Genomic DNA, 24,143 nt, shown 5'->3' on the forward strand with positions numbered 1-24,143 from the left:
TCGCCGTTTGACCGCAACAGCGGAAGGAATGGACGAGATGAGCAACCCCAACGCCCACGACATCAAGGTTCTGAACGGCCTGATCGAAACGACGCTGGACAGCGCGGACGGCTATCGCGAAGCCGCCGAACAGACGCAAGACCCGCACTACCGCACCCTGTTCGAGCGCCGCAGCAGCGAACGCCAGCAGGTCGTCGACGACCTGTCGGCCGCCGTGCGCGGTCTGGGCGGCGATCCCGAGTCCGATGGATCGATCCTGGCCAAGGCCCACCGCGCTTTCCTGGATGTGAAACACGCTTTGCTGCGCAACGACGATTCCGTCGTCGGTTCGATCAACTCGGGCGAAGGGTTCATCGCCAACAAATATGAAAAGGCGCTGGAAGACACCGGCATTTCCGCCACCACGCGCGAGACGATCCGGCGGGCCTATGCGGCGGTCAAGACCGAGCATGAGCAGATGGAAGCCCTGAAACACAGCCTGGAAGGCCAGCGCGACGCGGCCAACCCCTTGTTCCCGCAGTAATTCCGGACTGACGGATTTGAAAAAGGCCCCGGCGTTTCCACCGGGGCCTTCGTCATTTGATCGTGTAGCCTGAAACTAGGCTTCTTCGGTCTTGGCGGCCGAACCGGTTTCCGGAACGACGACGCCCTTGGCGGGACGGACCGTCTGGCGCTCGGCGATACGGGCCGACTTGCCGCGACGATCACGCAGGTAATAGAGCTTGGCGCGACGCACGACGCCGCGGCGCTTCACTTCGATCGACTCAATGTTTGGCGACAGGATGGGGAAGCGGCGCTCGACGCCTTCGCCGAACGAGATCTTGCGGACCGTGAAGGTTTCGCTGATGCCGCCGCCGTCACGGGCGATGCAGACGCCTTCGAAGGCCTGAACACGTTCGCGCTCGCCTTCCTTGATCTTCACGTTGACGCGCAGGGTGTCGCCGGGCTGGAATTCCGGGATTTTGCGTTCGCCCAGGACGCGGGCTTTTTCTTCGGCGTCCAGCTGTTGAACGATGTTCATGTCATTTCTCCTCGGGCTTTGCGCCCTTTAGCTGTGAGTTGGCGAGATGCGCCTGCCAGAGGTCCGGCCGCCGCTCCCGCGTAGTCGTCGCCCGCTGCGCCTCGCGCCATCCCGCGATCCTCTTGTGATCGCCCGACAGCAGCACCTCGGGTATCTCAAGCCCCTCAAACGTCCGCGGTCGCGTGTACTGCGGGTGTTCCAAGAGCCCGTCCTCGAAGCTTTCGGACGACAGGCTGTCGCCTGAGCCGAGCACGCCGGGGATCAGTCTTACGCACGCCTCGATCGCGACCATCGCCGCCGCCTCGCCGCCGGCGAGAACCGCGTCTCCGACCGAGACCTCCTCGAACCCGCGTGCGTCCAGCACCCGCTGATCCACCCCCTCGAAACGGCCGCACAGCACGACGATCCCGTCGGCTTTCGCCCATTCCTTGACGCGCGCCTGGGTCAGGGGTCGACCCCTGGCGCTCATGTACAAAAGCGGCCGTTTCGGTCCCGGCAGGCTATCCACCGCCCGAGCCACAACGTCCGCCTTCAGCACAGCTCCCGGGCCGCCACCCGCAGGGGTGTCGTCCAGGAAGCCGCGCGTATCTGTGGAAAAGGCGCGAATGTCAACCGTTTCCAGGCTCCACAAGCCCTTCTCCCGCCAGGCCGTGCCAATCAGCGACACGCCGAGCGGGCCCGGAAAGGCCTCGGGAAACATGGTCAGGACGGTCGCGGTAAAGGGCATGGCGCGCGCCCTTTACCGCTCCGTGACCGGAAAGGCGAGCCGAGTCAGGTCGTCGGCGCCCCGCCGCCCGCCGCGATCCAGCTGTCCACCTGGTCCTCCAGCACGTCCAGCGGCACGGAGCCGGAACCCAGGACCACGGCGTGGAAGTCCTTTATGTCGAACCGATCGCCCAACGCCGTCCTGGCCCGGTCGCGCAGTTCCTCGATCTTCAGCTCGCCGATCTTGTAGCTGGTTGCCTGGCCGGGGTTTGTGATGTAGCGCTCGACCTCCTTTTCGATGTCGCGCTCGGACAGCAGGGAGTTCTGGCGGAAATAGTCCATCGCCTGTTCGCGGCTCCAGCGCTTGGCGTGCAGACCGGTGTCGGTCACCAGACGCACCGCGCGCCACAGCTCGGTCGAGAGCCGGCCGAAGTCGGAATAGGGGTCCTGATAGAAGCCCATCTCCTTGCCCAACTGTTCGGCGTACAGCCCCCACCCTTCCGCATAGGCGCCGTAGCCGCCGAACCGGCGGAAGCGCGGCAGGCCCTCGATCTCCTGCGCATAGGCGATCTGGAAATGGTGGCCCGGCGCGCCCTCGTGATAGCTGATGCCCTCGATCTGGGGCTTCAGCACCTGGGTCATGTCCGACAGATTGACGTAGTAGATGCCCGGCCGCGAGCCGTCTGGCGCGGGCGAGTTATAGAAGGCGATCGAGGCCGTCGCCTCGCGGAACGACTCCACCGCCCGCACCTCCAAGGCCGCCTTGGGCAGGGTCGAGAACCACTGCGGCGCCGCCGCCATCACCTGGGCGATGAAGCCGCGGGCGTCGGTCAGATAATGCTCCTTGCCCTCGGGCGTATTCGGATACTGGAACCGTGGATCCGTCTTCAGGAAGGTGAAGAACGCCTGCAGCGAGCCGGTGAAGCCGACCTGGGTCTTGATGGTCTCCATCTCGGCCTGGATTCGGGCGACCTCGGCCAGACCGATCTGATGGATCTGGTCGGCGGTCAGGTCGGTGGTGGTCGAGAGCTGGAGCCGGGCGTTGTAATAGGCCTCGCCCTGCGGCAGTCGCCACACGCCCGCATCGCTGTCAGCCTTGGGCTGCACCTCGGCCAGGGCCGTCAGAACGGTCTCGAACCCGGCCTTGTAGGGACCGGTCAGGGCGGCGCGGGCTTCCGACAGCAGCCGGTCCTTCGTCGCCTGATCCGTCTCCAGCGCCGCAACCTTCTTGGTGAAGTCGGCCCAGACCGGATTGTCCGCGCCATCGTCGAACGGCGCGCCGGTGATGACGTTTCGGGTGTTGGCGATGGACGGCGCGAAGACGAAGCGCGGCGAGACGACGCCCGCCGCCGCGCGCTGACGCAGTTCGTCGGCCACCTGATCCATCTGCGTCTCGGCGGCCTTGATCCGCGCGACATAGGCCTCGGCGTCGGCCACGCTGGAGACCCGGTGGTTGTTGATCAGAAAGACCGGCAGGCTGGTGGTCGGATTGCCGTTGGCGGCGAACTGAAAGCCCCAGTCGCGCCACTGGTTCGACAGTCGCGCCTGCTGGACGCCATATTCGAACATCCGCCACGACAGCGCCGCCTGCGGCCCCAGCTTCTGCGGATCGAACTGGGCCTTCATCTGCGCCAGCTGCGCCTCCTGAAGCGCCAGGGCGCGGTCGGCGGCGGCGTCCGACACATCGTCCAGCTTGTCGTAGTCGGTCTTGATGCCCAGAGACGTCATCTGCTGCGGGCTCAGCGCGATCCGCGCCTGGAAGGCCTGCTCAAAGAAGGCGTTCAGCCGCGCGTCCTCGCTTTCGGCCGCGGCTGTCTGTGCGGGAGCGGAGGTTTGCGCCAGCGCGGGCGCGGCGGACAGCACCGCCATCATGGCGGCGGACGAAATCAGAAGACGACGCATGAACAACCCCTCGTGAAACAGGGGCGCACCTTCGGGGCCGCGTGCGCGCGGCGCAAGGGATCAATGCCCCCGCCGTTGCGGCGATCGGACACGTCGAAAGCAAAATTTTCGATACGGCGTCGCTTGATGCAACCCAAGCCCAGGGTCGGCGTTTCGACGAAACTTGACCATACCAACAAGGGTTCAAACCATGCGCAAGATCATCACCCTGTCCATCGTCGCCGCCGCTCTGGCCGTGTCGGCCTGCAACACCATCGCCGGCGCCGGCCGCGATGTCTCGGCCGCCGGTTCGGCCGTCACGCAAGGCGCCAACGACGCCAAGAACTAAGGCTTTCGCAAAAGCCGATGTTGGAAAGGCCCGTCGGATCCCGGCGGGCCTTTCTCGTATCCGTCGCATCACAGTGTTACGTTGCGTCATCATTCGGGAGACGGCGATGGGCTTTCTGGACAGTGTAGTGAAGGGTCTCGGCGACGACGCCGCAGGCGGTCTGAGCGATCTGCTCAAGGGTCAGGGCGGCGTCGGCGGACTGGCCGAGAAGTTCGGTCAGGCGGGCCTGGGCGATGTCATCGGCTCCTGGGTCGGCACGGGGCCGAACGCCAATATCTCGCCTGAGCAGATCACGGCCGTCCTCGGCCACGGCCCCATCGCCGACATCGCCGCCAAGATGGGCGTGACCCCCGAACAGGCCGGCGAGACCCTGGCCGGTCTTCTGCCCGAAGCCATCGACCGCCTGACCCCCGGCGGTCAGATCGACGGCGCCGACGACCTGCTTGGCAAACTGCCGGGCGGCCTGGGCAACATGATCGGCGGCTTCCTGAAGCGCTGAAGCCTCAGGACGGCTGGCCCTCGGTCGCCGCGATCGCGGCCTCTTCTTCCATCGCGGCCTTCTGGCGCGCCTGCAAGGCGGTTTGCCTGGAAGCCACCACGAACGCCAGAACGATGGCGAACACGCCGATGATCGTCGAATAGAGGAAGAAAACGACGTAGCCCGCGCCGAGCGCCGCCGGCGTCACGCCGCTGGTCGCCGCTCCCGCCGCCAGCGACCCTTCGGGCAATCGCGCGAACAGCGGCCGCAAACCGGCGAACGGTCCTGTCCCCTCCGCAGCCCGCGCCGACGCCTCGACGATCCGGCCAGACTGCGACGCGATCAGCTTGCCCGGGAGCGCATAGAGCGAACTGAACAGGGCGTATTGCGTCGCGGTGAAGCCAATCGACGTCAGGCTGGACATATAGGCGATCAGGGCGGTCCCTGCGTATCCCGTGGCGACATTGTCCACCCCGATGGCGACGGTCAGGGCCGGGATGCTGGGGCCTTGGGTCGCCAGCCAGGCGAAGACCAGGTTCGACACCGGGCTCATGAAGGCGCCGATCACCATGGTGCGGATCAGGCCCAGCTTAGCCACCGACCAGCCGCCGACGAAGACGCCCAGGGTGGTCATGACCACGCCAAACACCTTTCGCACCTCGGCCAGTTCCGTCTTGGAGAACCCAAGATCCAGATAGAAGGGGTTCATGATGTTCAGCACGAAATCGGCCAGGCGATAGACGCAGATCAGCGCCAGGATCAGCGTGGCGACCCCCGCGAACCGCTTGTAAAAGTCCACCACGGGTTCGCCGAACGACCCTGCCAGATAGGCGCCAGGTCGGGTCTTCACGCCAGGCACGGGCCAACACGCCAGCACCATCACCGCCAGGCCAAGGAAGACTAGGCCAACCTGCAGATAGACGCCCTCGGGCTTGGCCGAGAGGGCCGACGCCACCGCCGCCTTGCCTTCCGCGCCCAGGCCGAACAGTCCAAACATCGCATTCAGCGGGCCCGACTGGCCGGTCAGGCCTGACCCCAGCACCATCGCCGCCACACCGATGACGGCCAGGCGCACGATCCATTCGATCACCTCGAAGCCAGGGCGAGACGGCACGTCACCGACCGGGATGGCGCGGATGGAATGGGCCTTTTCACGCGGGGCGAACAGAACGCCGGCGATGCCAAAGCCCATCAGAGCGGCCATCACGGCGTAGGACAGGTTCCAGTTATAAAGATCAGCCAAGACCAGCGGCACGGCGCCCGCGACGATCATGGCGACCCGGTAGCCCATCTGATAAGCGGCGGCCATGGCGCCATGCCGGCTGTCGTCGGCGGCCTCGATCCTCCAGGCGTCGATGACGATGTCCTGCGTCGCCCCGAAGAAGCCGACCAGGGCGGCGAATCCAGCCACCGCGATCAGGGCGTTGGCGGGGTTCAGCGTCGAGATCGACCACAGGCCGAACACGATCACGGCCTGCGTCACCAGCATCCAGGCGCGGCGATGACCCAACAGCCGCGTCAGTCCAGGCACGGACGTCCGGTCGATCAGCGGCGCCCAGACGAACTTCAGCGAATAGGACAGGGTGGCCAAGGCGAAGAAGCCGATCACTTCCAGCGTCTGGCCGCTCTCGCGAAGCCAGGCGGACAGGGTGTCGAAGATCAGCAGGTTCGGCAGGCCCGCCGAAAAGCCCAGCAGCAGCATGATGAAGACACGCCGCTCGCCATAGACGGCGAGGCCGCCGAAACGGCCGGCGGGCTTGCCGTTCGCGGGGGGATGGGCTTGGTCGGTCATGCACGGCTCCGGCGCGGCGGCCGGAAACGCGGGCGCCTGTAACTCAGCCGACCTTGGCGCGGATGTCGCGCTTCGTCCAGCGGGCGAGCGCGGCGCGCAGGGCCTCGGCGTCCAGCGGCTTGACGATATGGTCGTCCATGCCGGCCTCCAGACAGGCGCGGCGGTCCTCGGCGAAGGCGTTGGCTGTCAAGGCCAGGATCGGCGTCGTGTCGCCCGCCGCGCGGATGGCGCAGGCGGCGGCGGGGCCGTCCATGCCGGGCATCCGCATGTCCATGAAGACAACGTCGTAGCGCGCGCGTTTCAGCGCTGCGACGGCTTCGTCGCCGGTGGCGGCCGTCTCGACGGTGCAGCCCTCGCGGCGCAACAGGGTGCGGGCCAGAAGCGCGCCGACGGGATTGTCCTCGGCCAGCAGGACGCGGATGCCGGCGAACTGCACGGGGGCGACGCGGTCGTCTTCGATCGGGGCGGCGCAGTGGGCGCTGGCCTTGTCGGGCGCCTCCGCGCCGATGGCGGCCAGGACGCGCTCGGCCAGGGACGCGCGACGCAAGGGCTTGATCAGATAACCGTGGAAACCGACGGCGCGATAGCGGGCGATCAGATCGCGCTCGGCCGGTTTCAGCAGGATGATGCCGCGACCGCTCGAAGGCAGGGCCGCCAGCGCGCCCGACGGCGCGTCGGCGTGATCGACCAGGGTCACCGGGGCCGCATCCGCCACGACGCCGCCCGAGGCCTCGATCTGGGCGCGCGCCGCCGAAAGGACAAACGGATTGACGGCGCGCACCGCGACCGTCTGGCCGCGCAACGGCTTGTCGCGCGCCACCGCGACGGCGGCAAAGGCGGCCTCGAAGCGAAAGCGGGCGCCCCCGCCGGTTGCGGCGCCGTCGGGGCGGCTTTCGACCTTCACCGAGCCGTCCATGGCGGCGGCCAGCTTTCGCACGACCGCCAGACCCAGGCCGGCCCCATCCTGACGGACCGCGTCGGAACTGTCAGCGTGGCCGAATTCCTCGAAGATCCGTGTACGCGCCTCGGGCGCGACGCCGGGGCCGGTGTCGTCGACCAGGAAGGCCAGTCGCGGGCGCGCCGCGCTGCCGCCGACGCGCTCGACCGAAATGCGCACGCCGCCGGTTTCGGTGAACTTCACGGCGTTGCCCGCTAGGTTGAAAAGCACCTGACGCAGCCGGCCTTCGTCCGCCAGCACGTCGGGCGCGTCGGCGGCGACCGACCAGACGATCTCCAGCCCCTTGTCGTGGGCGCGCGGGCTCAGCAACTCGGCGACGCCCCGCACCAGACCTTCCAGATCGACGGGCGCCAGGTCGAACTCCAGCGCCCCGGCCTCCAGCCGCGCATAGTCCAGCAGGTCGTTGACCAGACCCAGCAGATGTTCGGCCGACTGACGCGCGTTCTCGGCATAGGCGCGCTGGGCGCCGTCCAGCCGGGTCCGCTGCAACAGGTTGATCATGCCGATGACGCCGTTCAGCGGCGTGCGCATCTCGTGGCTCATCAGCCGCAGGAACTGCTGGGCGGGGTCGACAGGCGCGCTCGTCCGCTCCTCAATCCGCTTCGTCGCCGTCCGTCGCGTCATGGCCGCCTCCCCAACGAGACGGAGCCTAAAGGTCGACGGTTAAGGATGTCTCCACCATGACGCGGGCGCGTCACGCGTGCAGGAAGGGCGTCTGCTCGTCGTCGTCCTCGCGCAGACCGAAGCCTTCATGGCGCTGCGCCACGCGGCGGTCGAAGTCGGCCTCGGCGCCGATGGTGGTGCGGCGGTAGATCAGGGCCTCGGCGATGTGGCGACGCAGAACGCCGGTGCTGCCATCCAGGTCGGCGATGGTGCGCGCCAGGCGCAGGGTGCGGGTCCAGCCGCGCGCGGTCAGGCCGCCGGCCTCGCCCGCCCGCATCAGCAGCATTCGGCCCGCCTCGTCCGGCGAGGCGAACCGATCCAACGTGGCGCCGGAGGCGCGGGCGTTCAGCCCTTGGGCGGCGTCCAGCCCGGCCTCGCGCACCCTGTCCTCCTGCATGGCGCGGGCGGTCGCGACGCGCGCCCGCGCCTCGGCAGTGCCCTCGGCGGGCGGGGGCAGGGCCATGTCGGCGGCGGTGACCGGCGGCGTCTCCACTGTCAGGTCGATCCGGTCGAACATCGGGCCGGACACGCGGTTCTGATAGTCGCGCTGGCAGCGCGGCGCCTTGCCGCACGCGCCGCGCCCGGCCCCGCCCATGCCGCAGCGGCACGGGTTCATCGCCGCAATGAGTTGGAACCGCGCGGGATAGCGGATGTGGGCGTTGGCGCGGGCGACCACGATCTCGCCGGTCTCCAGCGGCGCCCGCAGCGAGTCCAGGGCCTGGGCGCTGTGTTCCGGCAGTTCATCCAGGAACAGCACGCCATTGTGCGCCAGCGAGGCCTCGCCCGGCTTGGCGCGCAGGCCGCCGCCGGTCAGGGCCGCCATCGAAGCGGAATGGTGCGGGCTGCGGAACGGGCGGTCGCGGGTCAGGGCGCCGCGTTCGATCAGGCCGGCGACCGACCAGACCATCGAGGTCTCCAGCAACTCCTGCGAGGTCAGGGGGGGCAAGAGGCCCGGCAGCCGCTGTGCCATCATCGACTTGCCCGACCCCGGCGGGCCGATGAAGAGCAGGTTGTGGCCGCCGGCCGCCGCGATCTCCAGCGCGCGCTTGGCGCTTTCCTGACCCTTGACCTCGCGCAGGTCGGGCACAGCCTTGCCGTCCGCCAGCGGTCCGGGCTCGGGCGCGCGCAGAACCTGGGTTCCCTTGAAATGGTTGACCAGGCTGATCAGCGAGCGCGGTGCGAGGATGCGGGCGCCGCCGGCCCAGGCGGCCTCCGGTCCCGTCGCCTCGGGGCAGATCAGACCCAGGCCCATGGCGTCTGCGGCGACGGCGGCGGGCAGGGCGCCGCCGACCCGCGCGATTTGACCGTCCAGCCCCAGCTCGCCGATGGCGGCCCAGCCGTCGAGCGCATCGGGCGCGATCACCCCCATGGCCGCCATCAGAGCGAGGGCGATGGGCAGGTCGAAATGGCTGCCCTCCTTGGGCAGGTCCGCCGGCGCCAGGTTGGCGATGATCCGTTTGGCGGGCAGGGCCAGACCGATGCCGGCGAAGGCCCCACGCACCCGCTCCTTGCTTTCGGCCACCGCCTTGTCCGGCAGGCCTACGATGTTGAAGATGGTCGGCCCGTCATTGCCGATCAACTGAACCTCGACGTCCACGCGCCGGGCTTCCACTCCGTCAAAGGCGACCGTGACAACCCGCGCGACCATGTCGTTCTCCCACCTGAGCGAGAGAACGAACCATGAACTGAAATCTAATTCAAGTGGCGGTTACGCAACCTGTGCGGCGCGCTTGGCCTCGATGGCGTCCCACATCAGGGCCGTGGCGTCGATGCCGGTGAAGGCCTTCAACTGCTGGGCGCCTGTGGGGGAGGTGACGTTGATCTCGGTCAGATAGTCGCCGATCACGTCGATGCCGACGAAGATCAGGCCGCGTTCCCTCAGCGTCGGGCCGATGGCGGCGCAGATTTCCAGATCTCGCGGCGTCAGCTCGACCGGCATGGCCGTGCCGCCGACATGCAGGTTCGAGCGCACCGCGCCCGCCGCCGGGACACGGTTGATGGCGCCGACGGGCTCGCCGTCGATCAGCAGGATGCGCTTGTCGCCCTTGGACACGGCGGGAATGAACTTCTGGATCACCAGCGGATCGCGGCTGCCGGCGGCATGGATCTCGATCAGGGCGTCCAGGTTGGGATCGTCGGCGCGCAGCTTGATCACGCCCGAGCCGCCGTTGCCGTGCAGGGGCTTCAAAACCACCTCGCCATGCTTCTTGTGGAAGGCGTCCAGGGCGACGGGGTCGGCCGAGATCAGGGTCGGCGGTTGCAGGCCGGGGAAGGCGGTGACCATCAGCTTTTCGGGGGCCGAACGCACCTGGGCCGGGTCGTTGACCACCAGGGTCCGTGGATGCACCGTCTCCAGCAGATAGGTGGCGGTCACATAGGCCATATCGAACGGCGGATCCTGGCGCATCAGGATCACGTCCACGTCCTTGGCCAGATCCAGCTTTTCGCAGTCGCCGAAGTCGACATGGTTGCCGACCTCGCGCCGCACGGTGATCGGGCGGGCGCGGCAGAAGAGGCGGCCCTCTTCCAGCGCCAGAGTGCGGAAGTCATAGACCCACTGTTTGTGACCGCGCGCCTGCGCCGTCTCGGCCATCAGGAAAGTGGTGTCCCCGGCGATGTCGACGGCCTCGATCGGGTCCATCTGGATGGCGACTCTGAGGGTCATTGTTCTTGGGCCTATCGCGCGTTGCGCTACTTGAGGCCCGTTGGGCGCGCCGCGCTCCGGGCCAGTGAATGTTCGGTGTCGGTGCGGCGCTCAGTCGAGCTGACGCGCTTCCTCGGCCAGCATGATCGGCACGCCTTCGCGGATCGGATAGGCCAGTTTGGCGCCCGCCGAGATCAACTCGTTGGCGTCGCGGTCGTAGGTCAGTTTGCCCCGCGTGACCGGACAGACCAGCACTTCGAGCAGGCGGGGATCGACGGAGACAGGGGTGTTGAAGGCGTCACTCATGGCGGATTCCTGAAAGCGTGGCCGCTTATTGCATGGACGGCGCGGCGTCGTCACCGCCGTCGGCGGCGTCGATGCGCATCAGGGCGGTCAGGGCCTCGGCGCGGGGCATCAGGCCCATGGCCTCCAGCAGAGCCTGCTTCTCGGCGGGTTCGAACGGCAGGGCCATCGACAGGCTGTTGACCAAGGCCTCCATCGGCGCGGTCTCGGCCGTCTCCCAATCGATGTCCAGGAGCCGGTGGGCCATATAGGCGCGCAGGGCGTCGAGGAAGGCGTCCCTGTCGAAGTCCGGCTCCTCGGGCGGGGAGACCAGATCGTCCTCATAGGCCTCGAACGCTGCGCGAACCTGGCGGTAGGGGGTCTTGGACGGCATCTCGGCGGCGATGCGGAAACGCGACACGCCGGTCAGGGTGATCAGATAGCGCCCGTCGGAAGTCTCGGCGAAACTGGTGATCCGACCGGCGCAGCCGACCGGCGACAGGCCGGGCAGTGCCGGCGTGCCGCCCTTGGGCTGGACCAAGCCGATGATCCGGTCGCCGGCCATGGCGTCGTCCACCATGTTCAGATAGCGCGGCTCGAAGATGTTCAGCGGCAGCTGTCCGCGCGGCAGCAGGATGGTCCCGCCCAGCGGGAATACCGGGATCACCTGGGGCAGGTCGAGGGCACGGACATAGCCTTGAGGCATCTTTTCTCCTTGGCCTATCGCCCTTCGGGCGACTTGAGGCCGGTGGTTTCGCGCTTACGAAAACAGGATGGACGACAGGCGGCGACGGCCATCCTTGGACACGTCAGAGGTCAGGCCCGCCGCCTCGAAGATGACCAGCAACTGTTTGCGGGCCGCTTGATCGTTCCACTCGCGGTCGGCCTGGATGATGGCCAGCAGATTGTCGACCGCGCCCTTGAAGTCGCCGGCCGCGCTCTGGGCCTCGGCCAAGTCGAAACGCGCCTGATGATCGTTCGGATCGGCGGCGACCTTGGCCTCGAGTTCGGCCGAGGCGCCGGAAGGGGTTTTAGACACCAGGGCCAGCTGGGCGCGCACGCTCTGGACCGTCGGTTCCTTGGAGTCCTGCGGCGCCATGGCGATGGTCTGGGCCGCCTGTTCGGGGTCGCCACCCGCCAGATAGACCCGCGCCATGCCGGCGATGGCCGTTTCGTTCTCGGGCTCGATCGACAGGACGTGGGCGAAGGCCTGGGCCGCGCCGCCGAAGTCGTTCAGGCCCAGCGATTCCTCACCCAGCTCCAGCAGTTGCGCCGTCTCGGTCGAGCCCCCCTGACCGCCGGTCAGCTTGTCGATGAAGGCCTTGATCTGACTGTCGGGAATGGCGCCCTGGAAGCCATCGACCGGCTGGCCGTTGACGAAGGCGTAGACCGTCGGGATCGACTGCACCCGCAGCTGGCCCGCATAGGCCGGGTTGGCGTCCACATCGATCTTGACCATCTTCACCGCCCCCTTGGCGGCGCGCACGGCCTTCTCCAGCGCCGGTCCCAGCGTCCGGCACGGCCCGCACCAAGTGGCCCAAAAGTCGACGATGACCGGCTGATGTTTCGACGCCTCGATCACGTCGGTCATGAAGGAGGCGTCGGTGCCTTCCTTGATCAGGTCGCCGGCGGCGTCGGGGGTCAGGGTCGGGTCGAGCAGGGTCATGGGCGAGGTCCGCGCAGAGATCAGTCAGGTTCAACGGTTCAGATGGCGTCGGGATGCGTCGGCATCAAGCCGGGAAAAGGTCGCGCCGGGATTTCAGACGGCAGTCGTGAAAAACACCGTCTAATTCGTCTGAATTCTCCGCTGTGCGTCGTCATTTCGGCCGTGATCCTCGAGATGGGGCGGCGGCGCAGATCGTCAAGCGAGCGTTGGTAGTGTCTGTGAGGATAGAAAGTGGATATCGGGATGCTATTGTTTTCCGCAGGCAAAACCTTGAGGGCGTCGTGGCCAAAATCAGTCGGACTGCGGCGAGCAGACTAGGCTTAGGTCTGCTCGGAGTGCTCTGGCTCACGGGGTGCCAATCCGATGATCGTCGTACTTCTTTGATCGGTTACTGGTATGCTGTCGAGGTTGATGGCGAGCCAGCAATCGGGTCTCGTGTAGAGATGAGGTTGCCGGATTTGAACCCGGATACCATGAAAGCCTCGACGTATAGACTGTCCATCGGTTGTGAAGACTGGGGCCGCCTCGATCAGAGCCGCAGTGTTTTGATCAGCGACGCGCTCGATTCTTTTGGCAAGTCGCCGCAAGCGCAATGTGATCTGCGTGATCCGGCGCGTTTGGATGCGCTGCGACAGATGACGCACGAAGGGGTTTTTATCACAGTAGACCCGATGACACTTAAGGCAGTGCTTTCCACGAAATCGGGACGAACCGCTCGCTTCGATTTTATGGACATGACGCCTGTCGATTGAAGGCGGAAAAGGATCGAACCCCAAGCCATAAGTTCTACGACGAGGCTGAATTAGGAAGTCCAAATTCAGATTGAAAAGCGGTCTCTTAGTCAGACCATCGCTTCGAAATCTACCACGACCGGCTCCCGCTCCAGCAGCGCCAGCACTCGCCGGAAGGCCGACTGATCCAGAGCCGTCGTCGCGGTATTTGTCAGGGGGTGGAAGTTGACGATGTCGGCGTCCCAAAGGCGCTGGTCCAGCACGAAGGTCACGCGGCGGTCGATGTCGTTGATCAGGCCCAGCGCCGTGACCGAGCCGGGGCGGACGCCCAGCGTTTCCCACATCAGCGTCTCGGCGCCGAACGACAAGCGGCCTGAGCCCATGACGGCGGCGGCGCGTTTCAGGTCGATCACCGTGTCCTGGCGCGCCGAGATCAGCCACAGCCGGCCTTTGTGATCCTTGAGGAACAGGTTCTTGGTGTGGGCGCCGGGCAGGTCGGCCTTGAGGTCCAGCCCTTCCTCGACCCGAAAGACGGCCGGGTGTTCGTGGATGAGGTGATCCACGCCGTTCTCCTTCAGCCAGACGCTCAGGGTCTCGCGGTCGAAAGCGGGTGCGTCAGTCATGGTTGAGCCGTCGGGTTTCGGGCGTTAGGAAATGGTCATGGTCGATACCGTCAACACGCGCCCGCTGGAACTGGAATGCTATCCGATGACGGCCCGGCCGCCGGACCTGGTGCCCGGCCGCCAGTCGCGCAACTGGATGGACGCCTTCATCAGTCGCCACCCCTATCGCTGTCTGCCGCTGAACATGGCCAACACGACGGGGTGGGAGATCCTGTGCCCGTTCGGCTTCTCGGCCGAGTGGAACGGCGGTCCGCGCCAGGAAGACATCGTCATCACGCCGGATCGGCCCCAGCACGATCTGGCCCATTTCGTCACCTCGCACTTTTCGCGCGGCGTGCTGACCATGCATCCGCAATATCTGTTCCGCACGCCGCCCGGCTGGGGGATGATGTGTTCGGGTTCGCCCAACCATGTGAAGGACGGCATCCAGCCGCTGGTCGGCCTGATCGAGACGGACTGGCTGCCCTTCCCCTTCACGATGAACTGGATATTCACCCGGCCGGGGCGGATCACCTTCGAGAAGGGCGAACCCTTCTGCTTCATCAATCTGATCGAGCACAAGAAGGTCGAGCAGTTCCAGCCGATCATCCGCACCCTGGAATCCAACCCGGTGATGAAGGGTCAGTTCGAGGCCTGGAACCGCGCCCGCACCGACTTCAACCAGCGTCTGGCCGGCGGCGATCCGGATGCGGCCAAGGAGGCCTGGCAGCGCTACTATTTCAAGGGCGAGGTGCCGGAAGATCTGGGCACGGCGCCCGCGACCCACTCCAACAAGCGCCGGCTGAAGTCGCCGCGGGTGGGATGAAAGAACAAGCCCCTCTCCACGCCGTGGAGAGGGGCTTTCAGCATCAGGCCGCCGGGCGGGTGACCTGCGGGCCCAGGTTCTGGATCACTTCGCGGGCGTCGAAGGCGTTGGGGTCGTTGGCGGGTTTGGGGCCGCGACCCAGGACGATTTCGGCGTTGGCCTCGAAGCGGTCGACCTGACGGACGTCGAAGTCGTTGACGCCCCACGGGCCGTAACGGTCCCATGGGCTCCAGAAGCCGCTGCGGTAGTAGCGCCACGACGGACCCCAGTAGGGGCTGTAGAAGCGGTTATAGCCCGAATAGAACGGATCGGGCGTGCCGACGAAGCGGGTGTCGCGGTCGGTGGCGCGGTTGACGGTGGAGAACCAGTCGTAGCCGCTCTCAACCGTCAGTTCGGCCGAACGCAGCAGCAGCGACTGTTCGACCTGCTCGCGCGAGGTCAGCGAATTGCCCGAGAAGCTGACCCGGAAACGATTGTTCTCCAGGCGCTGCTCGGCATAGCCGCCACGCTGGCCGTTGAAGCCTGCGGGTTGATACGGGGTGGCGGTGGCGCAGGCCGCCAGGGCCAGACCGGCGGCGACGGTCACCGCCAGGGTCTTCAGGGGGAGGGTTTTCATGACATCAAACTCCTTGATCGCCCATTCGGGCGCTCTGACGGCTGAACGGAGCATGAACGAAGGCGTTCCCGACCACTGTATGACGAAGCGTCGCGGCGTCTAGAGCCTGATCGGCTGAGGAGGAATCGCTTCGCGATTCCGCTGATGCCGTGAATCAGGCTCCAGATTCATGCTGGAGCGAAATCTGAGCCGAGTTGGACTGCGTCCAACTCAACCGATTTCGCTCTAGAGCCTCATTACGATCAGAACGGCGGCGACCATCAGCAGCAGGCCGACGAAGACGCCGAAGCCCTTTCGAAAGCGTGGTTGCTGCATGCGTTGCGACAAGGCGGCGCCGGACAGGGCGTAGGTGCTCATGGACACCATATCCATGCCGATGGCCGCCATGGCGAACATCGCCATCTGCGGCGCGACCGGGCGGTTCACGTCGATGAAGGGCGGCAGGACGGCGGTGAAGAACAGGATGGCCTTGGGGTTGGCGATCTGGACGGCGAACCCGTCGATCAGGGCGCTGCGGCCCTTCTCGACGACGACCTCGTCGGGATCGGCGGCGGTGGCGAAGGCGCCGCGCAGCGCCTTGATCCCCAGCCACGCGACATAAAGCGCGCCCAGCACGGCGATGACCTTGAAGGCGGCGGGAAAGGCCTTGACCAGGGCGCCCAGACCCAGGGCCGCGGCGCCGAACCACACCAGGGTCGCGGCATTCATGCCCAGCACGCCGATCAGGGCGGAGGCGCGACCCTTTTCAACGCCGGTGGCGACAGCGAACAGATTGGCGGGGCCGGGCGTGATCGCCATCACCGCCATGACGCCGAGGAAGGTCGAATAGAGGTGCGGATCGACGGGCAGGGCAGGCATGCGGCGCGATGTCGCTGCTTAGTCGGGCGCGGTCAAGGCGCTCTGTCTCCTCCCCGCGTGACGGAGGAGTTCTTGGAGGCATCCTCGCGCCCGTGGGACGTCAAGAGCCCCTCCACCGCTGCGCGGTCCCCCTCCCCGCTGCGCAGGGAGGAGACGACTGACTTAAGTCGCCGGGCGCGCGGGCGGCGCCGGCGGTTCGGGCGCTTCCGGCGCCTCGGGCGCTTCGGGAACCTCGGCGGCCGCTTCGTCCTCGACGACGGCGTCGGCGGCCTGGTCCAGCGCGTATTGAGCGACCAGGCTGTAGGTCTCCATCTGCTCGGGCGTCGGATTGGTCCAGGCGCTGTTGCGGGCGATGCCTTCGGCGGTGACGACGCCCTTCTGCATCCCCTCTTCCATCGCCTGCTTGACCTCGGGGTCGTTCAGGGCGTCCGCGACAATGGCGTCGACGTCGATGTCCTTCAGGGCCTGGGCGGCCATTTCGGTGGCGTGTTTCGTGGTCTCGGCGGTGAAGGCGGCGACGTCGGGCGCATACTCCGACCACAGGGCGGCGATGCGACGACCGCGTTCGGCCTCGCTCAGGCTCTCGTCTTCGGAAATCGCCTCGGCGCGTTCGCCAAAGGTCTCCATGCGCGCTTCGAAGGCGTCGGCGGCGGCTTCCATGCGGGCTTCGGCGGCTTCAGCGGAAGCCGGAGCCGGCGTGGGCGCAGGCGCGGGGGTCTGCGCCAGGGCTGAGGAGAGGGGCGCGAGCGCCAGGGCGGCGGTCAGGCTGAGCAGGCGGATCATGGGACGGCTCCCGTTGAATGACCCGCGCAAACTCCGCTCTCAGCCGCCCCGTCTCAAGTGAAATCGCGGTAAGGCTTGGCTTACTGCGGTTGGGCGGGGGCTGCTCCGGCGGGCGCAGCGGCGACAGCTTCCTCAATCTTGGCACGGATCATCGCAGGGTAGGCTTTGATCTGCTGAGCGGCCGCGCCCATCTGGTCGGCGGGCGCGCCTTGGCTTACCACGAAGGCTAGGAACTCGTCTGCAAACGTGTCGGCGTCCGCCTGATTGCGCGCCTGGATCGCGTCGAGGTCAGTCTTGGCCTTGGCCTTGTCGGCCTGAGTTGCTGCCGCCTGCATTTCTTCGGCCATGGCTTCCATACGTTCGCCGAAGGCTTCTCCCTTCGCTTCGAAGGCGGCTTCCTCGGGGCTGTCCGCTTCTTGGGCGGGCGCCGGAGCGGCCTGCGGCGCAGGCGCAGGGGCGGCGGCCTGACCGGCGGCGAAGGCGGGGGTTGTCAGGGCCAGGACGGCGACGGCCGCGACGGAAGACAAAAGGCGCATCGGAAACTCCACGACGGGCCGCCTTGCGGCCCCGAACGAGGCTGCATCCCAGCCCCGGCCGCACCCTCCTACAGTCCGGTTAGATTTCAAAGACCCGATAAGGCTTGTCGCCCAGGGTCTTCAGCACCGGCAGGGCGACATTATAGACAGGCGTGCCCTTGGTGGTGCGTCCCTCCGGTCCGCCGCGATGGGCGTGGCCGTGCACAACCAGGCGAACATTGTCATAGCGGTCGATGGTCTCGGCCAGGCGCGACGACCCCAGGAAGGCGTGGATTTCGGGCGGCTCGCCCATCACCGTCTCGACCACGGGCGCATAGTGCAGCAGCACGACCGAGCGTTCGGTGCGCAGCATGCGGATTGAGTTCTCGATCAGATTGGCGTCCTCGACCGCCTCCTGCACGAAACGCTTGATCGAGGCCTCCCCGAACGAGGAGAGCATGTAGCGGCCGAAGCCGCCGACGAACCCCTTGCCGCCCGCAAAGCCGACTCCGTCGATCTCATAGGCCTCGCCGGTCAGCATCTTGACCCCGGCGTCGGTCAGCATCTTGGTGACGACCTCGGGCTGGCCGCACTCGTGCTCATGATTGCCCAGCACGCCGACCATCGGGATTTTGCAAAGCTTGAGATCCTCAAGCAGCCGCTCGACCTCGGGCGTCTTGCCGTAGTTGGTCAGGTCGCCGCACAGGCACAGGACATCGGCGTCGTCGGACACCCGCTCGAACAGGTCGCGATAGCGATGCTCTGTAGTCTCGCCGACATGAAGGTCGCCGACGGCGGCGACGCGCAAGGTTTTGTCAGGGCCAGGCTCCAGGCCGGGTTGGGTCGTCTGGGGATCGGGGACGGCGTCAGTCATGGCGGCTTACCTTTCAGTGGCCCAGGTTGACGGGGTCGTGGCGTTCCTCCAGCCCCTTGCCAACGACATCGCCAAAGCCCCATTCGGCGACGTCGGCGACATAGTCGCGCGGGCTGAACAGGCGGCCGCGACAGACCTTCACGCGCGGCGCCGGCAGATCGATCTGGGCCGTCAGTCGCTGGACCAACTCTTCCATCAGCCAGCGCGGAATCCGGTCGCGCTCGGTCGGATAGGCGAAGCGGAAGTTCAGCAGATGCGCGGCCAGCACCTCCCAATACAGGTCCATCTGGTCCAGCAGGCTCTTCCAGTCGATGGCGTCGGACTGTTTCAGGATGACGTGGTTCACGTCGGCCCCGTCATAGCGATAGCGGTCCTGAATGAAGACCTTGGACAGGATCAGGGCCGTGGGCGGGGTGATCTGCACCTGATGGCCATAGACGGTGATCCGGTCCTCGCTGAACCAGCTGTCGGACACGGCGATGGTGCCGTTGGACATGGCGAAGATGACGTCGAAGAAGTGTTTCTCATCCTTCCAGACCTTGGCGATCCAGCGCTCGTCCTCGACGTCGGTTCGGTAGCCGTGCTTCTGGAAGAAGGCCAGGATGCGGGGGTAGTCGCCAGGCTTGCAGAAGACGTCCAAATCCTTGGTCGGACGCCGGATGCCGGTGTAGGCCGTGACCGCATAGGTGCCCGACAACAGGAAGGGAATGCTGCTCTCTTTGAGCAGGCGCAGGCTCTCTTCATAGAAGGCCAGGGCGTCCGCCGGCGGCTCGAAGGTCGGTTCGGCGATCACGTCTGACATCGGCTGGGGCCCTTCGCTGGCAAGGGCGAGTAAACGGCGACGCTGAACGGCGGTTCCGCAATTCTACCTAGCTGGGCCGCTACGGGATCCTTAACCCCTGCGTGTCACCGTTCCGTCATGGGACTGAAGTGGGTGAACGCAGAAGGCGGGCGCTGGCGGTTTTTCCGTCACGAGGCCGGCCGCGCGGCTGGGCCGTCGCCCTACGCCTATGCGGCCTTGTTCGCCCTGTGCCTGTCGGTCGCCCAGTGGAGCATGCATGCGTTCGGCGCCACGGTTCTGTGGCCGGCCAATGCGGTGCTTCTGGCCGCTGTCCTTCAGCTTCATCGTCGCCAGGCCATCGGCGTCATGCTCGCCTGCGCCGCGATCAACCTGGCCAGCAACATCGTGCGCGGCGACCCCGGCGTAATGATGTTCACCAATGTCGCCCTGAACCTGACGCAGGTCTGCATCGCCGCCGTGCTGGCGCGCCGTTTTTGCGGGGCCGCGCTGGATATGCGCCGGCCTTGGCGTCTGTTCCGTTTCGCCGTCTTTGCCGCCGTACCGGCGGTTTTGATCAGCACTCTGCTGGCGGGCGCGGTCGCGGTGCTGATGAGCTGGAAGGTGCCGGGCACGCTGGCGTTCCGGATGCACCACCTGTTCGACATGGAGCTGCTGGCGATGATGATCGTCACGCCGTCCCTGTTGCTGCTGGCGCGCAACCATCGTTTCAGGGACGACGCCCAAGCCACGATGACGGAGGCGGCCGCCCTGCTGGTTCTGGTCGGCGGCGTCACGCTGTGGGTGTTTACCCAGTCGTCGGCGCCGGTGATGTTCGCGGTGCTTCCGCCGCTGGTTCTTCTGGCCTTCCGGCTCGGTCCGCCGACCACCGCCTGCGCGGTGGTGCTGGTCGCGGCCATCGGCGGCGCCGCCACGCTGGCCGGGCATGGGCCGGTCGTGCTGACCCGCCTGCCGCCCGATCCGGTTCTCGCCGCCCTGCCTGAGGTGATGCGCCAGATGAACGTGTTTCATCTGTTCCTGCTGTGCGTCGTCGGGTCTGTCCTGCCCATCACCACCCTGTCGACCGAGCGTCGGCGTCTGACGGCGCGTCTGCGGACGCGCACGGCGGCGGCGCTGGACGCCCTGGCCCGGGCCAAGCGCGCCGATGAGGCGAAGTCGCGCTTCCTGGCCTTGATGAGCCACGAGATGCGCACGCCCCTGACCGGGGTCACCGGCTATGCCGACCTGTTGTCGCGCTCCACCAGTCTGGACGCCGAGGGCCATCGGCAGGTCAATGCGGTGCGCCAGTGCGGCGAATCCATGCTGCGTCTGGTCGAGGACTTGCTGGAGATTTCGCGCGGAGGCGACGAGGTCGTGCTGAAGCCCGCCGATCTGCGCGCCTTGATCCAGGACGCCGTGGCGCCGGCGCGCGAGTGGGCCGAGATCCGCGGCCTGACGTTCGACCTGCACATTGCGCCGGAGGCCGAGGGCTGGGTGCTGACCGACATGCGGCGGCTTCGCCAGATTCTGCATCATCTGACTCTGAACGCCTCGAAATTCACCTCGCACGGGGGCGTGGGCGTCATGGTCGATCGGACCGATGACCGGCTGCGGATCGCCGTGTCGGACACCGGCTGCGGCATGGACGCCGAGACCCTGGCGGGCGTGTTCCGCCTGTTCGAACAGGCGGACGCCTCCACCAGCCGCGCGCATGAGGGGGCGGGCGTCGGTCTGGCCCTGGCCAAGAGCCACGCCGAGCGGCTGAACGGCACCATCGCCGTCGACAGCGTCCAGTGGCAGGGCTCGACCTTCACCCTGGAGATCGAGGCGCCGGTCGTGGCACCGGTGGAGACGGAGAGCGGCGCGCCGCTGGACAGCCGTCGCATGAAGGTTCTGATCGTCGACGACCACCCTGCCAATCGCGATCTGCTGCGCATCATGCTGCAGGCCGCCGACTGCGACACCGCCGAGGCCTGCGATGGGCGCGAAGCGGTGAACGCCGTCTCGGCCGAGGCTTTCGACCTGATCCTGATGGATGTGCGCATGCCGGTGATGGATGGCTTGGCCGCCACCCGTGCGATTCGCGCCCTGGCCGATCCCGCCAGCCAGACGCCGATCCTGGCGGTCACCGCCGAGGCCATGCCCGAAGACGCCGCACGGTGCCTGTCCGCCGGCATGGACGGTCATCTGGCCAAACCGGTGACCCAGGCCAAGCTTTATGCCGCCATCGACGAGACGCTGAGCGCCGCTGCGTCGCGACTGGACGCCCAAGCCGCCTGAGCCGTCGGGCGCGGCTTCATCCCCAGGCCCGTCCCCAGGAATGTGCGGCACGGACACAACATCTAGCGGTCGAGATAAATTGTGATCGCAACATAGACCTATTTTGACTTGGCGCCGACGCCTTCAAATCGCATGGTGAATGCGTCTTTAGAATCGCCCTCAGGTCCAGTTCGATGAACGCCATCACTCCGATCATCCTCCCCGAGCGCGCCGGTCTTCTGACCCCGTCGGCCGCCTACAAGCCGTTCCGCTATCCGTGGGCGTTCGACATGTGGAAAAAGCAGCAGCAGGTCCACTGGATGCCCGAAGAGGTGCCGCTGGGCGAGGACGTCAAGGACTGGGCCTCGACCCTGAATGACAACGAACGCAATCTGCTGACCCAGATCTTCCGCTTCTTCACCCAGGCGGACATCGAGGTTCAGGACAACTACATGGAACGCTACGGTCGGGTCTTCAAACCGACCGAGGTGAAGATGATGCTGGCCGCCTTCGGCAATATGGAGACGATCCATATCGCGGCCTACGCCCTGCTGCTCGAGACGATCGGCATGCCCGAGAGCGAGTTTGGCGCCTTCATGGAATACGAGGCCATGCGGGACAAGCACGACTACATGGGCCAGTTCGGGGTCGATTCAGACGCCGACATCTGCCGGACCCTGGCCATGTTCGGCGGCTTCTCGGAAGGCGTTCAGCTGTTCGCGTCCTTCGCCATGCTGATGAACTTCCCGCGCCAGAACAAGATGAAGGGCATGGGCCAGATCGTGTCCTGGTCGGTGCGCGACGAGAGCCTGCACTGCGAAGGCATCATCAAGCTGTACCACGCCTTCAACAAGGAGACGGGCGCTGTCACCAAGTCGGTCGCGGACGACATCGTCGACTGCTGCAAGACGGTGGTGAATATGGAGGACAAGTTCATCGACCTGGCCTTCGAGATGGGCTCGGTCCAGGGCATGACGCCGGACGACATCAAACAATACATCCGCTTCATCGCCGACTGGCGCCTGCGTCAGCTGAAGCTGCCGGAAGTCTATGGGGTGACGGAAAACCCGCTGCCCTGGCTGCAGTCGCTGCTCAGCGGCGTCGAACACGCCAACTTCTTCGAGGCCCGCGCCACCGAATATTCCAAGGCGGCGACGCAAGGAAACTGGCACGGCGCCGACGGCGTCTGGACCGAGTTCGACCGCATGATGGCGCGCCGCGACATGAGCCTGGTCGCGGGCTGACACCCCGGCCGGTTCAGCCGTAGGCTCTCCCGAAAGGGAGAGCACGCCATGAGCCAAGAGATCGTCTTCTACACCAACCCCATGTCGCGCGGACGCATCGTCCGATGGATGCTGGAGGAGGCAGGCCAGCCCTATCGCACCGTCGTGGTCGACTATGCGGCGATGAAGTCGCCGGACTATCTGGCGATCAATCCGATGGGCAAGGTGCCGGCCGTCGCCCATAGCGGGATCGTGGTCACCGAATGCGCCGCCATCTGCGCCTATCTGGCCGACGCCTTTCCTGACGCCGGTCTGGCGCCGGCGACGGACGATCCGCTGCGCGGCCTTTATTATCGCTGGATGTTCTTCGCTGCCGGGCCGGTCGAGGCGGCGGTGACCGCCAAGTCGCTGGGTCAACTGCCGCCGCCCGAGAAATCGGCCATGGTCGGCTACGGCTCGTTCGATCAGGTGATCGACGGGCTGGAACATGCGCTGGATCGCAGTCCGTGGATCCTTGGCGAGCGGTTCAGCGCCGCCGATGTCTATGTCGGCAGTCAGATCGCCTGGGGGCTGATGTTCAAGAGCCTGCCTGAACGGCCGGCCTTCACGGCCTATGCCGAACGGATCACGACACGCCCGGCCGCTGTGCGCGCCCGCGAAATCGACGACGCGCTGATCGCCGAGGCGAAAACCAGGGCGGACTGATGGCGCTTATTGCGCCGGCGCGACCCACGCCGGTCGGGCGGTGCAGGCGGGGCGGAAGCCCGTGCGGCACAGTCGCACCTGTTCCTGCCAAGCGGCGTAGTCGCGGTCGTATTTCTCCTGGGCCAAGCGGGCGGTCTCGGCGGCGGCGCGCGCCTGTTCCTCGGCCTGACTGACCTCGATCTGATGACGGGCCAAGGCGGCGTCGTAGTCCAGCCGGTTGGCGGCGTCGGTCTTGTCGGCCAGGGCGTTCTGGGCGGCGATCTCGTCGTTCAGAACGCGGGTGGTGCGCAGTTCCTCTTCGGTCTGCTGGGCGTCGCTGGCCCGGTGATAGGCCTCGCCCCGCGCCTTCAGCAGGGCGTCGCGGCTGGCGGGATCGGCCGGATCGGGCAGGGCGCGCTGATCGCGATAGGGGTCGGCGGTCGCCGGCGCCGTCGTCGTCTGGGCGGCGACAGGCGCAGTCAGGGCGGCGACCAGCAGGGCGGCGGCGGTGCGAACGATCATGACTGTCTCTCCCGAGGCCGTGGCGTTACCCGCAGCTTGGCTATTGTGATGCTGCTCACAACGCCGCAGCGATGAAAAGGTGGCGAAAGGCTCGGCTTCGCGTCATGGTCGATCTCTCCCGACCGCAGCCTATCAGAGAAGACCGATGATCCTCAGCACCTCGTCCGGCGACTTCCCCATTCCTGCGGATGTCGCGCGCCAGTTGCCGAACGTGCCGGCCCTGCCCGATACGACCGCCGCGGACGCCCGGCTTCAGATCGAGGACTTCCGTCACTGGCTGGACGCCTCGCCCGAGCACGCCATCGACTATGAGCGGCTGCGGCGCTGGCATCTTGTCCAGAACGAGCTGGCGGCCCAGGCCAAGGCTGAGAACCGGCCCTTCGTCGTCTCGGACGACGGCCTGCAATAGGGCGACGCTGGAACGTCTTCGAGC

General features: G+C 66.6%; 27 protein-coding genes. 9 read left to right on the plus strand and 18 right to left on the minus strand.

The features are described from left to right. Positions 1-37 precede the first annotated feature (37 nt). Positions 38-523, plus strand: coding sequence for a PA2169 family four-helix-bundle protein (locus GGC30_RS10710; RefSeq protein ID WP_039247171.1), 486 nt, complete (start codon positions 38-40; stop codon positions 521-523). A 75-nt stretch (positions 524-598) separates the two neighbouring features. Here the strand turns inward: GGC30_RS10710 and rplS are convergent, their stop codons facing one another. From rplS to GGC30_RS10725, 3 genes are read right to left on the minus strand one after another with little or no spacing between them, the layout of a single operon-like run. Next, entirely contained in the window at positions 599-1,021 is a 423-nt protein-coding gene (gene rplS, locus GGC30_RS10715) for a 50S ribosomal protein L19 (RefSeq protein ID WP_017505017.1), read from the minus strand. Between the two features lies 1 nt (position 1,022). Next, a complete protein-coding gene (trmD, locus tag GGC30_RS10720) occupies positions 1,023-1,748 on the minus strand; it encodes a tRNA (guanosine(37)-N1)-methyltransferase TrmD (protein WP_153923945.1) in 726 nt (241 codons plus the stop codon). Between the two features lie 44 nt (positions 1,749-1,792). Further along, positions 1,793-3,628: a DUF885 family protein gene (locus GGC30_RS10725; RefSeq protein ID WP_153923947.1), complete on the minus strand. Its 1,836-nt coding sequence runs from the start codon at positions 3,626-3,628 to the stop codon at positions 1,793-1,795. Positions 3,629-3,818: 190 nt separating this feature from the next. Between GGC30_RS10725 and GGC30_RS10730 the strand changes: the two genes are divergently transcribed. Together GGC30_RS10730 and GGC30_RS10735 are read left to right on the plus strand one after the other, a co-directional pair. Beyond that, positions 3,819-3,956, plus strand: a complete 138-nt coding sequence (locus GGC30_RS10730; RefSeq protein WP_039247129.1) for an entericidin A/B family lipoprotein — start codon at positions 3,819-3,821, stop codon at positions 3,954-3,956. 106 nt (positions 3,957-4,062) lie between these two features. Continuing rightward, on the plus strand, positions 4,063-4,455 hold the full coding sequence (locus GGC30_RS10735) for a YidB family protein (RefSeq protein ID WP_153923950.1): 393 nt from the start codon (positions 4,063-4,065) through the stop codon (positions 4,453-4,455). Positions 4,456-4,459: 4 nt separating this feature from the next. Here the strand turns inward: GGC30_RS10735 and GGC30_RS10740 are convergent, their stop codons facing one another. The 7 genes from GGC30_RS10740 to trxA form a co-directional block, all read right to left on the minus strand. Beyond that, positions 4,460-6,226: an MFS transporter gene (locus GGC30_RS10740; RefSeq protein ID WP_153923952.1), complete on the minus strand. Its 1,767-nt coding sequence runs from the start codon at positions 6,224-6,226 to the stop codon at positions 4,460-4,462. Positions 6,227-6,269: 43 nt separating this feature from the next. After that, the gene (locus GGC30_RS10745) at positions 6,270-7,808 is read right to left on the minus strand and encodes a response regulator (RefSeq protein WP_153923954.1); all 1,539 of its coding nucleotides are present in this window, start codon (positions 7,806-7,808) and stop codon (positions 6,270-6,272) included. A gap of 70 nt (positions 7,809-7,878) precedes the next feature. Further along, positions 7,879-9,495 carry a YifB family Mg chelatase-like AAA ATPase gene (locus tag GGC30_RS10750; protein ID WP_153923956.1) on the minus strand — a complete coding sequence of 539 codons (1,617 nt, stop codon included), beginning with the start codon at positions 9,493-9,495 and terminating at the stop codon, positions 7,879-7,881. Between the two features lie 60 nt (positions 9,496-9,555). After that, on the minus strand, positions 9,556-10,512 hold the full coding sequence (gshB, locus tag GGC30_RS10755; protein ID WP_153923958.1) for a glutathione synthase: 957 nt from the start codon (positions 10,510-10,512) through the stop codon (positions 9,556-9,558). Positions 10,513-10,602: 90 nt separating this feature from the next. Further along, positions 10,603-10,797, minus strand: coding sequence for a Trm112 family protein (locus GGC30_RS10760; protein ID WP_055754657.1), 195 nt, complete (start codon positions 10,795-10,797; stop codon positions 10,603-10,605). A gap of 25 nt (positions 10,798-10,822) precedes the next feature. Continuing rightward, on the minus strand, positions 10,823-11,479 hold the full coding sequence (locus tag GGC30_RS10765) for an LON peptidase substrate-binding domain-containing protein (protein WP_026108391.1): 657 nt from the start codon (positions 11,477-11,479) through the stop codon (positions 10,823-10,825). A gap of 54 nt (positions 11,480-11,533) precedes the next feature. Continuing rightward, on the minus strand, positions 11,534-12,439 hold the full coding sequence (gene trxA / locus GGC30_RS10770) for a thioredoxin (RefSeq protein WP_153923960.1): 906 nt from the start codon (positions 12,437-12,439) through the stop codon (positions 11,534-11,536). Positions 12,440-12,582: 143 nt separating this feature from the next. On the opposite strand from trxA, the gene GGC30_RS10775 reads away from it, so the two are divergent. Next, entirely contained in the window at positions 12,583-13,191 is a 609-nt protein-coding gene (locus GGC30_RS10775) for a hypothetical protein (RefSeq protein ID WP_153923962.1), read from the plus strand. A gap of 89 nt (positions 13,192-13,280) precedes the next feature. Here the strand turns inward: GGC30_RS10775 and GGC30_RS10780 are convergent, their stop codons facing one another. Then, positions 13,281-13,793, minus strand: coding sequence for a prolyl-tRNA synthetase associated domain-containing protein (locus GGC30_RS10780; RefSeq protein WP_153923964.1), 513 nt, complete (start codon positions 13,791-13,793; stop codon positions 13,281-13,283). A 37-nt stretch (positions 13,794-13,830) separates the two neighbouring features. Here GGC30_RS10780 and GGC30_RS10785 point away from each other — a divergent pair, with 37 nt between their 5' ends. After that, complete coding sequence (locus tag GGC30_RS10785) at positions 13,831-14,598, plus strand: DUF6065 family protein (protein ID WP_156146787.1); 768 nt, start codon at positions 13,831-13,833, stop codon at positions 14,596-14,598. 43 nt (positions 14,599-14,641) lie between these two features. On the opposite strand, the gene GGC30_RS10790 is transcribed toward GGC30_RS10785, so the two are convergent. The 6 genes from GGC30_RS10790 to GGC30_RS10815 form a co-directional block, all read right to left on the minus strand. After that, complete coding sequence (locus GGC30_RS10790; protein WP_026108394.1) at positions 14,642-15,214, minus strand: hypothetical protein; 573 nt, start codon at positions 15,212-15,214, stop codon at positions 14,642-14,644. 225 nt (positions 15,215-15,439) lie between these two features. Continuing rightward, positions 15,440-16,072, minus strand: coding sequence for a LysE family translocator (locus GGC30_RS10795; RefSeq protein ID WP_153923966.1), 633 nt, complete (start codon positions 16,070-16,072; stop codon positions 15,440-15,442). Positions 16,073-16,234: 162 nt separating this feature from the next. Beyond that, entirely contained in the window at positions 16,235-16,855 is a 621-nt protein-coding gene (locus tag GGC30_RS10800; RefSeq protein ID WP_153923968.1) for a hypothetical protein, read from the minus strand. Positions 16,856-16,935: 80 nt separating this feature from the next. Beyond that, complete coding sequence (locus GGC30_RS10805; protein ID WP_153923970.1) at positions 16,936-17,391, minus strand: translation initiation factor IF-2; 456 nt, start codon at positions 17,389-17,391, stop codon at positions 16,936-16,938. A 79-nt stretch (positions 17,392-17,470) separates the two neighbouring features. Then, positions 17,471-18,244 (minus strand): metallophosphoesterase, encoded by a 774-nt coding sequence (locus GGC30_RS10810; protein WP_194943580.1) that lies wholly within the window; start codon positions 18,242-18,244, stop codon positions 17,471-17,473. A gap of 13 nt (positions 18,245-18,257) precedes the next feature. After that, complete coding sequence (locus GGC30_RS10815; RefSeq protein ID WP_153923972.1) at positions 18,258-19,046, minus strand: nucleotidyltransferase family protein; 789 nt, start codon at positions 19,044-19,046, stop codon at positions 18,258-18,260. A gap of 132 nt (positions 19,047-19,178) precedes the next feature. Between GGC30_RS10815 and GGC30_RS10820 the strand changes: the two genes are divergently transcribed. The 3 genes from GGC30_RS10820 to GGC30_RS10830 all read left to right on the plus strand — a co-directional run bounded on the left by GGC30_RS10820 (position 19,179) and on the right by GGC30_RS10830 (position 23,209). After that, a complete protein-coding gene (locus GGC30_RS10820; RefSeq protein WP_370451957.1) occupies positions 19,179-21,302 on the plus strand; it encodes a response regulator in 2,124 nt (707 codons plus the stop codon). A 173-nt stretch (positions 21,303-21,475) separates the two neighbouring features. Continuing rightward, positions 21,476-22,525 (plus strand): ribonucleotide-diphosphate reductase subunit beta, encoded by a 1,050-nt coding sequence (locus tag GGC30_RS10825; RefSeq protein ID WP_153923976.1) that lies wholly within the window; start codon positions 21,476-21,478, stop codon positions 22,523-22,525. Positions 22,526-22,573: 48 nt separating this feature from the next. Next, complete coding sequence (locus GGC30_RS10830; protein ID WP_153923978.1) at positions 22,574-23,209, plus strand: glutathione S-transferase family protein; 636 nt, start codon at positions 22,574-22,576, stop codon at positions 23,207-23,209. A gap of 6 nt (positions 23,210-23,215) precedes the next feature. On the opposite strand, the gene GGC30_RS10835 is transcribed toward GGC30_RS10830, so the two are convergent. Beyond that, positions 23,216-23,710, minus strand: a complete 495-nt coding sequence (locus GGC30_RS10835) for a hypothetical protein (protein WP_153923980.1) — start codon at positions 23,708-23,710, stop codon at positions 23,216-23,218. Positions 23,711-23,855: 145 nt separating this feature from the next. Here GGC30_RS10835 and GGC30_RS10840 point away from each other — a divergent pair, with 145 nt between their 5' ends. Further along, positions 23,856-24,119, plus strand: a complete 264-nt coding sequence (locus GGC30_RS10840; protein ID WP_153923983.1) for a hypothetical protein — start codon at positions 23,856-23,858, stop codon at positions 24,117-24,119. Positions 24,120-24,143: the final 24 nt, after the last annotated feature.

It is taken from the genome of Brevundimonas sp. SPF441, assembly GCF_009661015.1.
GTDB lineage: Bacteria > Pseudomonadota > Alphaproteobacteria > Caulobacterales > Caulobacteraceae > Brevundimonas > Brevundimonas vesicularis.

Excerpts from the sequence above, each read along its gene's own strand:
- GGC30_RS10830 (WP_153923978.1), top strand. The coding sequence starts at position 22,574 with ATGAGCCAAGAGATCGTCTTCTACACCAACCCCATGTCGCGCGGACGC.
- GGC30_RS10780 (WP_153923964.1), bottom strand. The coding sequence starts at position 13,793 with ATGACTGACGCACCCGCTTTCGACCGCGAGACCCTGAGCGTCTGGCTG.
- trmD (WP_153923945.1), bottom strand. The coding sequence starts at position 1,748 with ATGCCCTTTACCGCGACCGTCCTGACCATGTTTCCCGAGGCCTTTCCG.
- GGC30_RS10825 (WP_153923976.1), top strand. The coding sequence starts at position 21,476 with ATGAACGCCATCACTCCGATCATCCTCCCCGAGCGCGCCGGTCTTCTG.
- GGC30_RS10815 (WP_153923972.1), bottom strand. The coding sequence starts at position 19,046 with ATGTCAGACGTGATCGCCGAACCGACCTTCGAGCCGCCGGCGGACGCC.
- GGC30_RS10785 (WP_156146787.1), top strand. The coding sequence starts at position 13,831 with ATGGTCGATACCGTCAACACGCGCCCGCTGGAACTGGAATGCTATCCG.
- GGC30_RS10790 (WP_026108394.1), bottom strand. The coding sequence starts at position 15,214 with ATGAAAACCCTCCCCCTGAAGACCCTGGCGGTGACCGTCGCCGCCGGT.
- GGC30_RS10800 (WP_153923968.1), bottom strand. The coding sequence starts at position 16,855 with ATGATCCGCCTGCTCAGCCTGACCGCCGCCCTGGCGCTCGCGCCCCTC.
- GGC30_RS10835 (WP_153923980.1), bottom strand. The coding sequence starts at position 23,710 with ATGATCGTTCGCACCGCCGCCGCCCTGCTGGTCGCCGCCCTGACTGCG.
- GGC30_RS10735 (WP_153923950.1), top strand. The coding sequence starts at position 4,063 with ATGGGCTTTCTGGACAGTGTAGTGAAGGGTCTCGGCGACGACGCCGCA.
- GGC30_RS10760 (WP_055754657.1), bottom strand. The coding sequence starts at position 10,797 with ATGAGTGACGCCTTCAACACCCCTGTCTCCGTCGATCCCCGCCTGCTC.
- GGC30_RS10725 (WP_153923947.1), bottom strand. The coding sequence starts at position 3,628 with ATGCGTCGTCTTCTGATTTCGTCCGCCGCCATGATGGCGGTGCTGTCC.
- GGC30_RS10805 (WP_153923970.1), bottom strand. The coding sequence starts at position 17,391 with ATGCGCCTTTTGTCTTCCGTCGCGGCCGTCGCCGTCCTGGCCCTGACA.
- GGC30_RS10750 (WP_153923956.1), bottom strand. The coding sequence starts at position 9,495 with ATGGTCGCGCGGGTTGTCACGGTCGCCTTTGACGGAGTGGAAGCCCGG.
- trxA (WP_153923960.1), bottom strand. The coding sequence starts at position 12,439 with ATGACCCTGCTCGACCCGACCCTGACCCCCGACGCCGCCGGCGACCTG.
- GGC30_RS10745 (WP_153923954.1), bottom strand. The coding sequence starts at position 7,808 with ATGACGCGACGGACGGCGACGAAGCGGATTGAGGAGCGGACGAGCGCG.
- rplS (WP_017505017.1), bottom strand. The coding sequence starts at position 1,021 with ATGAACATCGTTCAACAGCTGGACGCCGAAGAAAAAGCCCGCGTCCTG.
- GGC30_RS10810 (WP_194943580.1), bottom strand. The coding sequence starts at position 18,244 with ATGACTGACGCCGTCCCCGATCCCCAGACGACCCAACCCGGCCTGGAG.
- gshB (WP_153923958.1), bottom strand. The coding sequence starts at position 10,512 with ATGACCCTCAGAGTCGCCATCCAGATGGACCCGATCGAGGCCGTCGAC.
- GGC30_RS10840 (WP_153923983.1), top strand. The coding sequence starts at position 23,856 with ATGATCCTCAGCACCTCGTCCGGCGACTTCCCCATTCCTGCGGATGTC.
- GGC30_RS10710 (WP_039247171.1), top strand. The coding sequence starts at position 38 with ATGAGCAACCCCAACGCCCACGACATCAAGGTTCTGAACGGCCTGATC.
- GGC30_RS10795 (WP_153923966.1), bottom strand. The coding sequence starts at position 16,072 with ATGCCTGCCCTGCCCGTCGATCCGCACCTCTATTCGACCTTCCTCGGC.
- GGC30_RS10730 (WP_039247129.1), top strand. The coding sequence starts at position 3,819 with ATGCGCAAGATCATCACCCTGTCCATCGTCGCCGCCGCTCTGGCCGTG.
- GGC30_RS10765 (WP_026108391.1), bottom strand. The coding sequence starts at position 11,479 with ATGCCTCAAGGCTATGTCCGTGCCCTCGACCTGCCCCAGGTGATCCCG.
- GGC30_RS10740 (WP_153923952.1), bottom strand. The coding sequence starts at position 6,226 with ATGACCGACCAAGCCCATCCCCCCGCGAACGGCAAGCCCGCCGGCCGT.